This is a genomic window from Streptomyces sp. NPDC028635 (assembly GCF_040637635.1).
In the GTDB taxonomy this organism is placed as follows: domain Bacteria; phylum Actinomycetota; class Actinomycetes; order Streptomycetales; family Streptomycetaceae; genus Streptomyces.
Genome location: NZ_JBEZWX010000001.1, coordinates 521,704 through 532,802, shown reverse-complemented (window position 1 = coordinate 532,802; position 11,099 = coordinate 521,704). Strand labels below are relative to the sequence as shown.

General features: G+C 69.4%; 10 protein-coding genes. 1 reads left to right on the top strand and 9 read right to left on the bottom strand.

What is annotated here, in order from left to right; all coding sequences use genetic code 11:
* Positions 1–519 precede the first annotated feature (519 nt).
* From AB0E88_RS01960 to AB0E88_RS01925, 8 genes are all read right to left on the bottom strand, one after another.
* Entirely contained in the window at positions 520–663 is a 144-nt protein-coding gene (locus AB0E88_RS01960) for a hypothetical protein (RefSeq protein ID WP_361622156.1), read from the bottom strand.
* A gap of 66 nt (positions 664–729) precedes the next feature.
* Positions 730–1,116, bottom strand: coding sequence for an STAS domain-containing protein (locus AB0E88_RS01955; protein ID WP_361622153.1), 387 nt, complete (start codon positions 1,114–1,116; stop codon positions 730–732).
* Positions 1,113–2,402: a SpoIIE family protein phosphatase gene (locus AB0E88_RS01950; protein WP_361622150.1), complete on the bottom strand. Its 1,290-nt coding sequence runs from the start codon at positions 2,400–2,402 to the stop codon at positions 1,113–1,115. Before AB0E88_RS01950 ends, AB0E88_RS01955 begins: the two co-directional genes overlap by 4 nt.
* On the bottom strand, positions 2,402–3,205 hold the full coding sequence (locus AB0E88_RS01945) for an alpha/beta hydrolase (RefSeq protein ID WP_361622147.1): 804 nt from the start codon (positions 3,203–3,205) through the stop codon (positions 2,402–2,404). The genes AB0E88_RS01950 and AB0E88_RS01945 overlap by 1 nt, the downstream gene beginning before the upstream one ends.
* A gap of 418 nt (positions 3,206–3,623) precedes the next feature.
* Positions 3,624–3,962 (bottom strand): hypothetical protein, encoded by a 339-nt coding sequence (locus AB0E88_RS01940; RefSeq protein WP_361622144.1) that lies wholly within the window; start codon positions 3,960–3,962, stop codon positions 3,624–3,626.
* Between the two features lie 495 nt (positions 3,963–4,457).
* Positions 4,458–6,770 carry an FdhF/YdeP family oxidoreductase gene (locus AB0E88_RS01935; protein WP_361622141.1) on the bottom strand — a complete coding sequence of 771 codons (2,313 nt, stop codon included), beginning with the start codon at positions 6,768–6,770 and terminating at the stop codon, positions 4,458–4,460.
* 36 nt (positions 6,771–6,806) lie between these two features.
* Positions 6,807–7,439 (bottom strand): SRPBCC family protein, encoded by a 633-nt coding sequence (locus AB0E88_RS01930; RefSeq protein WP_361622320.1) that lies wholly within the window; start codon positions 7,437–7,439, stop codon positions 6,807–6,809.
* A gap of 533 nt (positions 7,440–7,972) precedes the next feature.
* A complete protein-coding gene (locus AB0E88_RS01925; protein WP_361622138.1) occupies positions 7,973–8,542 on the bottom strand; it encodes a GNAT family N-acetyltransferase in 570 nt (189 codons plus the stop codon).
* 245 nt (positions 8,543–8,787) lie between these two features.
* Here AB0E88_RS01925 and AB0E88_RS01920 point away from each other — a divergent pair, with 245 nt between their 5' ends.
* The gene (locus AB0E88_RS01920; protein ID WP_361622135.1) at positions 8,788–9,813 is read left to right on the top strand and encodes a hypothetical protein; all 1,026 of its coding nucleotides are present in this window, start codon (positions 8,788–8,790) and stop codon (positions 9,811–9,813) included.
* 463 nt (positions 9,814–10,276) lie between these two features.
* Here AB0E88_RS01920 and AB0E88_RS01915 read toward each other — a convergent pair whose 3' ends face one another.
* Positions 10,277–10,810 carry a GNAT family N-acetyltransferase gene (locus AB0E88_RS01915; RefSeq protein WP_361622132.1) on the bottom strand — a complete coding sequence of 178 codons (534 nt, stop codon included), beginning with the start codon at positions 10,808–10,810 and terminating at the stop codon, positions 10,277–10,279.
* Positions 10,811–11,099: the final 289 nt, after the last annotated feature.

Here is an 11,099-nt window from a genome sequence, read left to right as displayed (position 1 = left end):
AGGATGCTGACGGCAGTCTGCAGACTCTGCGGCCACTCCTGCGGCGGACCGAGCGGCGTGGCGGCCCAGTCGACCTCGGCAAGGTCCCTGCCCACCTCCCGGTCGGCGGCGAACACCTCCCCGTCGACCGCGGCCCGCGGCCTGCTCACTGGCCGGCCTGAACGTTCCACGCGACACCCTTCCCCTCATGCCGGCCAACGGTCTTGGCCGCCTCCATGCCCTCCCAGGCGATGCGCCCCCGCCGCCCTTCGCATGCAGGTTCCGCTACGCGGGCCACTGATCGCGGGTCCAAGAATAATGCGAGCCCCCACGGCACCCACACGCGCGGCAGCCCCAGGACGCCGGGCGACACCGCCCCGTCCGCCGCAGGCAGCGCGCGCCCGGACCCGACCGGCGCCCCGCAGGGAACCCAGGCGTGTCGCGCAGGGCAGTGGGTCGTTGTGCCGGAGCGCGTGATCTTCAAGAGCACGTGCAGGCGGGGGTCCTGTTCGTCCGGTCAGGACCCCCGCTGCCGTACCGTCACTGGAGCCGGCAGACCGCGTCGTCGGTGGTCGCGGTGACCACCAGGACTCCCCGCCGCTCGGTCTGCCGCAGCCGCTGCTTCTCCCGGTCGGCCGGCTTCCCGCGCAGGGCGGTGGCCCGTCGGCCGACCGCCCGGGACACGCCCTGGAGTCGGTGCCGACAACTCTGCTCGACGACTGAGGCGTTGGGCACAGCCCAAGGAGTGACTCAAGCGCTGACACCGCCCCTCTTCATTTCGTTCGCGTCGTGGTCGGTCCGGGTCGGGGCGGCCATCTCGCTGTCGGGGTGGATGGCGAAGACCTGGTCGAGGCCGACGATGCGCAGGGTGCGCAGGGTGTGCGCGGGTACGGCTGCCAGTGCGAAGTCGGCCTGCGCGGCTTCGGCGTGGTGGTGGGCGGCGATCAGCGCGGTGAGACCGCTGGAGTCGCAGAACTCCATCCCGCGCAGATCCAGGACGAGGCACTGGCCCGGCCGGAGGGTGATCGTGGGGATCAGGTCGCGCAGGTCACCGGCGGTGACGTAGTCGAGTTCGCCGAAGATTTCCAGAACGGGACCGGTGGCTGCGTCTCGGGTGGTGATCTTCAGTGGGCTCATTCGCTGCTTCTCGTGTGGGGGCCGGAGGGTGGGGTGCCCAGGGCGAGCAGGGCGGTGTCGTCGTCGAGGCCGTTGCCGAAGGTCTGCAGCAGACCGGTCAGTGCCGCGATCAGGGCGGGCGGGGGTTCGCCGGCGTGGTCGGCGGCGAACGCGAGCAGCGCTTCGTCCCCGAACAGGTGGGTGCGGTCCTCACCGGTGCGGGCCTCGGTGATGCCGTCGGTGTAGAGCAGGAGGGTGTCGCCGGGGGCGAGGACGGTCGTGGCGGTGGCGAAGTGCGCGGAGGGCAGGACACCGACGAGGAGGCCGCCAGGGGTGGGCAGGAAGCCGGCGGTGCCGTCGGCACGCGCGACGATGACCGGAGGGTGGCCGCCCGAAGCGAGACGAACGGCGACCTGTCCGGTATCGGGGTCCGGTTCGAGGACGCCGAAAACGGCGGTGCAGTAGCGCGGGTCCCCGCTGCCGGCGTAGCGCTCGTGGAGCACCTTGTTGAGGGTGGTCAGGGTGGAGACGGGGTCGGGGTCGTGCAGGGCGGCGGCGCGCAGGGTGTAGCGGGTCAGCGAGGTGACCGCCGCGGCCTGCGGGCCTTTGCCGCACACGTCGCCGAGGAAGAAGCCGAAGCGTTTGCCGTCGATGGGGAAGACGTCATAGAAGTCGCCGCCGAGCCGGTCGGGGTGAGCGGTGTGGTAGTAGGCGGCCGCCTCCATCCCGGGGACGGTGGGCAGGGTGTCGGGCAGCAGTGACTGCTGCAGTACGGCGAGAGCGTCCTGCAGCCGGGCCCGGTCGGCTTCGGCCTGTTGACGCGCTTCTTCGGCCGCTTTACGGCCGCGCAGGAGTTCCTCTTCGTAGGCGCGCCGGTCCCGGGCGTCGAAGACGGTGGTGCGGATCAGCAGCGGATCGCCGGTGCTGCCGTACTTGACCACGGAAGACACCAGTGCCGGCATCCGGCCGCCGCCGGCCTGCTTGATCTCCAGGGCGATGCCGCTGATCTCGCCCTGCATGCGCAGCAGCGGCGCGAAGTGCGTCTCGTGGTAGAGCTTGCCGCCCACGGTGAGCAGGTCGGGGAACCGCATCCGGCCGACCACGGCCTCACGCTCGAGGCCGAGCCAGTCCAGCAGGGTGGTGTTGATCTTCGCGATGGTGCCGTCCATCAGCGTGGACAGGTAACCGCACGGCGCGCTTTCGTACAGCTCTTCGGCGCTGTCCTCCAGGAGCGCGGCGAACGCCGCACGGGAGGTCTTCTCGCTGTCGGACTCCTGCGAGTCGGGATGCCGCCCGGTGGGGCACATCAACGCAGGTCCGTCAGAAAGCTCAGGATGGCCGCGTTGGTGACTTCGGGAGCGGACAGGTGGGGGCAGTGCCCCGTCGCGTCCAGGGTGACGAGCGTCGAGCCGGGGATCGCTGCGTGGACGAAGGCGCCGACTTCTCGGGGGGCGATGACATCCTGGGAGCACTCCAGCACCAAGGTGGGCGCGCTCACCGTCTTCAGGTCGTCCCTCGAATCGGACAGGAACGTGGTGCGGGCGAAGACGCGCGCCATGTCCGGGTCGGTGGCGCAGAAGCTGTTCTTCAGTTCCTCGCCGAGTTCGGGACGGTCCGCGTTTCCCATGATCACCGGCGCCATGGCCGCCGACCAGCCCAGGTAGTTGGACTCCAGGGACGCCAGGAGCTCGTCGATGTCGTCGGCGCTGAAGCCGCCGCGGTAGCCGTCGTCGTCGATGTAGCGCGGAGACGGAGCGACCATGACGTGGGCCCCGATCCGCTCGGGAGCCATGCCGGCGGCCAGCACGCCGACCATCGCGCTGACCGAGTGGCCGACGAACACCGCGTCGCGCAGGTCGAGCGCCTCGCACACCTCGACGACGTCCCGGGCGTAGCCGTTCAGGGAGGCGTAGCGGTCCTCGGAGAACGCGGACGCGTCCGAGCGGCCCGAGCCGACGTAGTCGAACAGCACCACCCGGTAGTCGTCGGACAGGGCAGGTACCGTCAGCCGCCACATGTTCTGATCGCAGCCGAACCCATGCGCCAGCACCACCGTCCGCCCCTGCGGGTTGCCGGTGACAGTGACGTTGTTCCTGCGAGCGATATCCATCCGGCCAGTCTTACAGTCTCCTGTCTTCTGGAGACCTCGGCAGCGGGCTCACGCCCCCGGCCCACACACCGCCTCCACGAACACCACCGCCCTGCGCCTCGCAGACCAGCGCATTTCCGGACGTTCACCGCGGGGCGAGCGGTGAGGCAACTCACTTGGCAACTGCTCCCCGGGCGGCGTCCTGTCCGCGTGGGACGTAGCGTGACGCACACGGCGGGATGCGAAGGGTAGTCACCCGGCGGACGCCCGGCCCCGTCGCCGCAGCGCCGGCCGCCGGAAGGCCGCCGGACGGCCGCCGGGTGGCCGCCGGGTGGAGCAACGCGGTAGCGGCCGCGGCGGACGTGTGCCGCATGTGGAGCTCAGATCGTGGTTCGGGGCCGGGACGGGCTGCAACCCGTCCCGGCCCCGGTAGTGCGGGTCAGCTCTCCGTGTAGTGCTGGGAGACCGCTTCCCACTCCTTGGCCCACCAGCCGGCGAGGCGGTACACCTCGGCAGCTGTGGCGTCTTGTTCCTTCACGGACCGCAGATGGTCGAGCAGACCGACGTTGTGCCGCCGAGCCGCGATCACGTAGGCGAGTACGTCATCGCCATCGATCCGCTCGTGGTCCGTGGCCCACAGGGCGTACTCGGGCCAGAGCAGTCCTACGAAGTCGTGGAACTCTCCGAGGTCCTCCTCCGAGTCCTGCCATGCCTCACTGTAGGAATCGAAGTCGTCGATGGTGGCACGTCCCTGCAGGACGTCGTCGATGAACGTCATACCTTGATCTTCCGTCCCTTCACCCTCGGCTTGTAGATGTGCCCGCCCGTTCCGAGACAGTGGCCGCCCTGCTCAACCGGCACGGTGGGTTCGTGAACGTCGACCAGCAGGTCGATCTGCGCTCGATCCGTGAGAAGCGCGGGAGGTAGCGCGGCAGTTTGCAGCGCCATGGCGGCACTCGTCCACCTGATCTGGAGACCGTCAGGCTCTCGCACAAGTGCGCTCGCAGGGCCGCTACTTGGCGGCCCCACAGCGACTGAAGTGACTCAAAGTCTAGATATGTTGCGCGAAGAAGCAGTTCATCTCGGCTGTCGCGGCTGAGGTGCGAGCAAGTTGCTTCCGCTCAGCAGTCAGGCGGGAACACCGGACCGGTCCTGCGTGCAGCGGGCCGGCCGCCGGCGCCGCGGCAGCCACGGCGGCACGGCCCACAGGGTTCGACAAGGGAATCCGCCGCCGACGCAAGGAAGTCGAGCGGCGGACCATCAACGGTCTCGGTCAGACGGATGCCGGTCGGGATCGGTCGCCCGTGGGTTCGAGGCGGACGACGATGCCCTTCGACGTGGGCTGGTTGCTCACGTCCGCGACGCTGTCGAGCGGCACCAGGACGTTCGTCTCCGGGTAGTAGGCGGCGGCCGAACCCTTGGCCGCCGGGTAGGGCACGACCTGGAAGTTCTCGGCCCGGCGCTCGGTGCCGTCCTCCCAGACGCTGACCAGGTCCACGCGATCGCCTTGCGCGAGGCCGAGTTCGGACAGGTCGGCCGGGTTGACGAGGACGACGTGGCGGCTGCCGTGGATGCCGCGGTAACGGTCGTTGTTGGTGTACGGGACGGTGTTCCACTGGTCGTGCGAGCGCAGGGTCTGCAGCAGCAGGTGCCCCTCCGGGGCCCGGGGGACCACCCGTTCGTTGCAGGTGAACCGGGCCTTGCCGGTCTCGGTCCGGAACACGCCCTCGTTGACCGGGTTGGGCAGCTGGAAGCCTCCCGGCCGGGTCACCCGGGCGTTGAAGTCGTGGAAGCCCGGCACGATCCGGGAGATGCTGTCGCGGATGGTGTTGTAGTCGCCCTCGAATTTGGCCCAGGGGATGTCCCCCTCGCCGTCGAGGCTCAGCCGGGCGAGCCGGCACAGGATGGCGACTTCGCTCAGCAGCATGTGCGAGGCCGGTTCGAGCCGTCCCCGGGAGGTGTGCACCTCGCTCATGGAGTTCTCGACGGTGACGAACTGTTCGCCGTCGGCCTGGACATCACGCTCGGTGCGCCCCAGCGTCGGCAGGATCAGGGCGGTGTCGCCGCAGACGGTGTGCGAGCGGTTGAGCTTGGTGGAGATGTGGGCGGTCAGCCGGCACGAACGCATCGCCTTCTCGGTGACCTCGCTGTCGGGTGCCGCGCGCACGAAGTTCCCGGCCAGGGCGAGGAAGACCTTGACGCGGCCCTCCAGCATCGCCTTGATCGAGTTCACCGAGTCCAAGCCGTGCGGGCGCGGCGGGTCGAAGCCGAACTCCTTCTGCAGGGCGTCCAGGAAGGTGTCCGGCATCTGCTCCCAGATGCCCATGGTCCGGTCGCCCTGGACGTTGCTGTGGCCGCGCACCGGGCAGGCGCCGGTGCCGGCACGCCCCAGATTGCCGCGCAGCATGAGGAAGTTGACGATTTCGCGGATGGTGGGCACGCCGTGCTTGTGCTGGGTGATGCCCATCGCCCAGCACACGACGACGCGTTCACTGCGCAGGACCTCGTCGAGGACCTTCTCGATCTCCTCGCGGGTCAGTCCCGTCGCCGCGCGCACGTCGTCCCAGTCGACGGTGCGGGCGTGACGGGCGAACTCCTCGAAACCGGAGGTGTGGGCGTTGATGAAGTCGTGGTCCAGGACGGTGCCGGGACGCGCGTCCTCCGCCTCGAGCAGCAGCCGGTTCAGTGCCTGGAACAGCGCGAGGTCCCCGCCCGGCTTGATGTGCAGGAAGCGGTCGGCGATCTGGGTGCCGCGCCCCACGACCCCGCGCGGCTTCTGCGGGTTCTTGAAGCGCCGCAGCCCCGCCTCGGGCAACGGGTTCACCGCCACGATGCGGCCGCCGTTGCGCTTGGCCTCCTCCAGAGCCGAAAGCTGCCGCGGGTGATTGCTGCCCGGGTTCTGCCCCACCAGGAAGATCAGGTCCGCGTGGTGGAGGTCGTCGAGACTGACCGTGCCCTTGCCGACGCCCAGCGTCTCGTTCAGGGCGGCACCGCTGGACTCGTGGCACATGTTGCTGCAGTCGGGCAGGTTGTTGGTGCCGAAGGCGCGGGCGAAGAGCTGGAAGACGAAGGCGGCTTCGTTGCTGGCCCGGCCGGAGGTGTAGAAGACGGCCTCGTCGGGCGACTCCAGCCCCCGCAGCTCCTGCGCGAGGACGCCCAGGGCGTCGTTCCAGCCGATGGGCTCGTAGTGGTCCGACCCGGGCCGCTTGATCATCGGCTCGGTGAGCCGGCCCTGCTGGTTGAGCCACATGTCGGAACGAGCGGCCAGATCGGACACGCTGTGCTCGCGAAAGAACTCCGCCGTGATCCGGCGCGTCGTGGCCTCGTCGTTGATGTGCTTGGCGCCGTTCTCGCAGTACTCGTTGCGATGGCGCCGGCCCGGGGCTGGGTCCGCCCACGCGCAGCCCGGGCAGTCGATCCCGCCCACCTGGTTCATGGTGAGCAGGTCCACGCCCGTCTTGCGCGGCGAGGTCTGCTCCAGGGAGTACTCCAGCGCGTGCACGACGGCGGGGACCCCGGCCGCCCACTTCTTCGGCGGTGTCACGGAGAGGGAGCTCTCCGGCTCCTCACCGGGCGGGTTCTGCATCGCTTCGCCTTTCTCTTGCCGTGTGCGGTACGCGGGTCAGCCGACGGGCCACTGGGCGACACGGCTCCTGGGCGGTTCCGCGGTGTCGTGCTGAACACGGCCGTTGCGGATGGTGCCGCGCCAGGCACCGCCCTCCTGGCCGAGCCCTTCGATGAAGTGCTTGAAGTTCATCAGTTCCCCGCGCACCAGCCGGGCGGTCAGCCCTGCCACCCTGCGCGAGCGGGTGAGGACCTTCGCGGTCCCCCGTGGTCGGAGGAGCATCCGCACCGTGATCGCGGTGCCACCGGACTCCGTGGGCCTGAACTCCACCTCACCCTGGTGGGTGGGGTGCTGCTCCAGACCACGCCAGGCCAGGTAGGCGTCAGGGTCCTGTTCCAGGATCTCGACCGAGAAACGATGGCGCAGGGGGCCGTAGCCGATGGTCCACTCGGTGACGGTGGGCCGCACCTGCACGACGTCGCGCACCACGGCCGAGAAGCGCGGGAACGTCTTGAACTGCGTCCACTGGTTGTAGGCCGTGCGGACCGGCACCGCGACCTCGACCGTCTCCTCGACGTGCCGCTCGCGCAGCGGACGCCGGTGCGTGGTCCCGTCGCCGTCGCCGTCGCCGTAGGTGCGCGTACCCGGCGTGTTCGGCGCGGCCTGCCCGCCGTCGTCTTCGTGCACCATCATGGTCCTTCTTCCGATGAGGGAGCCAGCCGTCCGGGCACCCCGCCTCCCCTCGTGGGTCAGGGCATCTCCTCCGGTTCCCCGATCCCGGGTTTCAAGTCACCCGACCGCTCCGGTTACGGGCTTCTCTCCGTGCCCGGCGATCATCTCCAGCTTCACCCCGGGCACGGCCACCCGCCACTCACCGTGCCCCGCAGGTGGCGGTAGATCAGCAGCCGAGTCATTGATCGCGGGTCATGCAGGGGGAATGCGCGCTTCTCGGTGTAGGCCAGCAGCATCGACCCAGGTCGAGTACATCGTCGACCAGTTCGGCCAGAACCGGGCCGGATGCCTCGGTAGCCACTCATCCGGTGGAGGCGGCAGCATCAGCTTCTGATCGGGGACGAATGCCCGGAATGTCCTCTTCATCGCCACCGCCGTCGCGGGCTCGGACGTGACCCCTGGCACCGGATTCACCCGAACAGACCAACCCCACCGACCTCCCCGGCTTTTCCTCCAGGGAGATCACGAACATCAGGCGGCGGGCGTCGAGCTCAAACGCCTGACCGGCTGCCGAGATCCGCGGACAGCGCCGCATAGATGTACTCGCTGCCCCAGCGATCCCCGTCGAGGTCGTTCTCGACCAGGTGCGCCTCGCGGCGCATCCCGAGGCGCTCACAGACCCGCACAGACCCGGTGTTCTCGACATCCAGCCGTGCGTAGAGCCGGTGCACGCCCAGTGTGTCGAAGGCAAACCCGGCCAGCGCCGCGGCCGCCTCGGTCGCATAGCCGTGCCCCTGGTGACGTGGGTCGAGAGTCCAGCCGATCTCGGCCTGTGCGGCGCGGGCATCGGCCAGGGTGAGGCTCACCTCGCCGAGTACGCCGGGCTCATCGCGTCGGCAGACGGCGAGCGCCAGTTTGTCCCCGTCGGCGCGCCAGACCGTCTGCGCCGCGCGCTCGGCGGCGACCTGCTCGCTGCGCTGACGCGTGTGCGCCGGCCGGTACAAGTAGCGCGCCACGCTCGGCAGGCTCTGGTAGGCGTACAGGTCATCGGCGTCGTCGGGAGTGAACAAGCGCAGCAACAACCGGGCCGTGGTCAAGGGCAGCAGCGAAGCGACGTCCATGCCGGCCTCCGGGACGCGGATGTGGATCAGGTTGCGGACCGATTTTCGCACCACGACAGCCCGGCAGCCGCGCCTTTTCGTGCGGGGCCGCGGGGCCGTCCTTCGACGGCATGTACTTCCGCGCCCAGCAGCAGGGCGGCCCGGCCGAGGGCGCCGTGCCGGGCGGTGTGCTCGGCGCCCACACAAGCCAGCCCGTGGGGCGGCCACAAGGGCCGTTGTCAGAGGCGATTGGCAGGATTGCGGCCATGAATGTCACTCCTGTCACTCCCCCACGGCCGATCGACGTTGCCGCGGTCTTCCTGGAACTGGCTCCGCTGGCCCGTACGGCGACCCGCCTGCACCCCCGCCCTGGGTCGCCGACGTGGCACGACAGCTCGATCGGCGGGCCGCTGCTGTGGCCCGCCGGGGAGCCGTGGCCGTACTGCGAGGAACCCCATGTGGTGGATGGCATCAACCCAGCCCGGTCCCCGGCGGATCTGCGGCTGGAACGCCGGATCTTCGCCGCCTCGCACGGCCGGGACCTGACTCCGGAGGAACGGGAGACTCTCCAGCGGATCCGGCCCCCTCGGACGTATCCGGTGAGGCCGGCGGTCCAGGCGTACGACGGCCCCATGGCGATGCTGCCTGTCGCGCAGCTGTACGTAAGGGACGTGCCCGATCTGAGCCCGCCGGAGGGCACGGACCTGCTGCAGGTTCTCTGGTGTCCCTTCGATCATCCGATCATGCCCAAGACCCGGCTCTCATGGCGTTCGGCAGCCGCCGTCACCGACATTCTCGACACGCCCCCCGAGCCGCCCGCAGTGCAGTTCGACGGCTATCTGCCGGAACCGTGCGTGCTCGAACCGGAGCAGATCACCGAGTACCCCGACCATCTGGAGCTGAGCGAAGAACTGCGGGAGCAGCTCAAGCAGTGGAGTGTGCCGCAGGCAGCAGCGGAAGAGATGGACCCGGAGACGTACTACGACTGTGTGCTGTCCAACGCACCCGGCTGGAAGGTCGGCGGCTGGCCCGCTTGGAACTCCACCGACCCCCACGCGCACCCCTGCTCCGAGTGCGGCACCCGCATGGAGGTCCTGATGACCGTCGCCACGTTCGAGGAAGGGGACGATGCCGGGAACAGCTGGTCTCCGCACCCCCACCCGGGTGCTGGGCCATACCCCGGCCACCGCGGCTACAACGCGACCGGTGTCCAGATAGGCAGCGGCTACCGGCAGCACCTGTTCGCCTGCCCGGCGGACCCCGAGCATCCGCACATCGAGTTGATGACGTAGGCCGTCCGCTGTGTGCAGCCGACGCGTCACGGGTCGGGCAGGGAGAGGATGGGGGCTTGGGCACGCTGCCCAAGCCCCCATCCCTTCCCACGTCACCCGTAAATCGGGCCCGGTGAGCCGTCGGTACTTGGATCCGTGTTCGCGCATGCCGGTCGCTCCGTGGGCCGGCTCGCTGCGGGACCGTGCCTCCCGCAGCCGCGCTGCCACGCTGGTTCAGCGAGTGGCAGCGGATCGCGTGACGTACATCAGCCAGAGGGCGGCGGCCAGGCACATCGCTGAAATGCCGCCCCGCAAGACCGGTGCGGCGCGGACGCCGGACCATTCGACGGCTTTGCCGAGCGCCGGGCCGAACGCCCTCCGTGGAGCCTGTGCCGCATCCGCCTCTGCCTGTCGACGCCAATGGGGACACCTGTCGCAAGGCGGCACTGCACGGATCCGTCCGCAAGGTCGAACGTCGGGTGTGTCAGAGCCGTCTCGTGGTGAACAAGGTGGTCCCGTGCACCGCGTCCACTTCCTTCCGATCGGTCTCGGTGAACCCGACCTTGGCCAGCACTCTGCGAGAAGCGGTGTTCCAGTCCCAGACGGTGGCCCACAGACGTTCGTACCCGGACGATCGCGCCCATTCCAGGACCGCCAACGAAGCCTCGGTCGCGTAGCCCTGACGCCAAACTCGGCGTAGCAGCTCGAATGCCAGTTCCGGTTCTCCTACCGATCCCCGTCCGCTGTCGACCAGCCCGCAATAGCCGATGACGTCACGAGACGCCTTCCGCTCAACCGCCAGCAACCCGGTCGACCACACGTCGTTGGTGCGGATCGAATCCTCGAGCTCCGCGACCGTGGGGTGTCCGTCCGCGTCGATTCGGCGGTGCGGCGGCACTCGGGGATCACGTTCGGTCCACAGTTCACGCTGGACGACAGCCTCGTCCACCCGCCACGGTCTGAGCAGCAGCCGACTCGTCTCGAGTGAGATCTCGCTGCCCGGCGCGCCAAGAGTCATGGCCGCAACCATCTCACGGGCGAACGAGCTGTCGTACGACTCGGCATGGCGCCGATCACAGGTCCGATGCCCTGGGAGCGGCGGTCGGTCATCGCCTGATTGTGCCCCGCTTCGCATCCTGCCCTTCCCGGCCCCTGGTGGGGCCCTCCCCCTGGATCTGTCGCCACCGCCTTCTTGACCGGCTCCGACACCACTGCGACGTCGCCTCTAGCACATGGACGCTGTGAGCTGGAACACCGGCGATGACCGCGTGTGCCGGGGAGTTCCAGCCACTTGGCGGGGGTGCAGC

Bases quoted from the DNA above. Each gene is read 5' to 3' on its own strand.
- AB0E88_RS01935 (WP_361622141.1), bottom strand. From the start codon at position 6,770: ATGCAGAACCCGCCCGGTGAGGAGCCGGAGAGCTCCCTCTCCGTGACA.
- AB0E88_RS01950 (WP_361622150.1), bottom strand. From the start codon at position 2,402: ATGTGCCCCACCGGGCGGCATCCCGACTCGCAGGAGTCCGACAGCGAG.
- AB0E88_RS01945 (WP_361622147.1), bottom strand. From the start codon at position 3,205: ATGGATATCGCTCGCAGGAACAACGTCACTGTCACCGGCAACCCGCAG.
- AB0E88_RS01955 (WP_361622153.1), bottom strand. From the start codon at position 1,116: ATGAGCCCACTGAAGATCACCACCCGAGACGCAGCCACCGGTCCCGTT.
- AB0E88_RS01920 (WP_361622135.1), top strand. From the start codon at position 8,788: ATGAATGTCACTCCTGTCACTCCCCCACGGCCGATCGACGTTGCCGCG.
- AB0E88_RS01940 (WP_361622144.1), bottom strand. From the start codon at position 3,962: ATGACGTTCATCGACGACGTCCTGCAGGGACGTGCCACCATCGACGAC.
- AB0E88_RS01930 (WP_361622320.1), bottom strand. From the start codon at position 7,439: ATGGTGCACGAAGACGACGGCGGGCAGGCCGCGCCGAACACGCCGGGT.
- AB0E88_RS01915 (WP_361622132.1), bottom strand. From the start codon at position 10,810: ATGACTCTTGGCGCGCCGGGCAGCGAGATCTCACTCGAGACGAGTCGG.
- AB0E88_RS01925 (WP_361622138.1), bottom strand. From the start codon at position 8,542: ATGGACGTCGCTTCGCTGCTGCCCTTGACCACGGCCCGGTTGTTGCTG.